The following is a 388-nucleotide window of genomic DNA, read 5'->3' as shown; positions in this document are numbered from 1 at the left end:
ACAGCAAAACCACGAGCGAAGCCTGGGTGCTGGACGCCGAGCATCCCTAGCAGGCTTTCGTCTGCCTCGCGCCACGCGTCGAAGGCCATGAATACTTTCCTGATCACGGCCTGCTCGATGGCGTCTGGAGCTGGTTCATTCGCAGCAACCAGAGCGGCATCAATTTCGCGCTGTATCACGCTCCCGAGAAAGCGACCGGCGTTCCGACCCGTGATGACTGGCAGACGCTGATCCCGCACAGCGATTCGGTGATGCTCGAAGGCGTCGGCCTCAACGCCAGAGGTCTCAGCCTGAGTTTGCGCGAAGGCGGCCTGCCGATCATCGAAATCCGCCCTCAGGATCTGCCCGCCTATCGGGTGCAACTGCCAGACGCGGCGTACAGCCTTTA

At 61.6% G+C, this 388-nt stretch carries 1 pseudogene; it reads left to right on the top strand.

The annotated features are described in order from the left end of the window. A pseudogene (locus EE949_RS08680) lies at positions 1-388 on the top strand (S9 family peptidase); the annotation flags it as partial.

This window comes from Pseudomonas viridiflava (assembly GCF_900602065.1).
Classification (GTDB): domain Bacteria; phylum Pseudomonadota; class Gammaproteobacteria; order Pseudomonadales; family Pseudomonadaceae; genus Aquipseudomonas.
The sequence above is the reverse complement of the archived record's forward strand: the minus strand, read 5'-3'. Positions and strand labels throughout refer to the sequence as shown.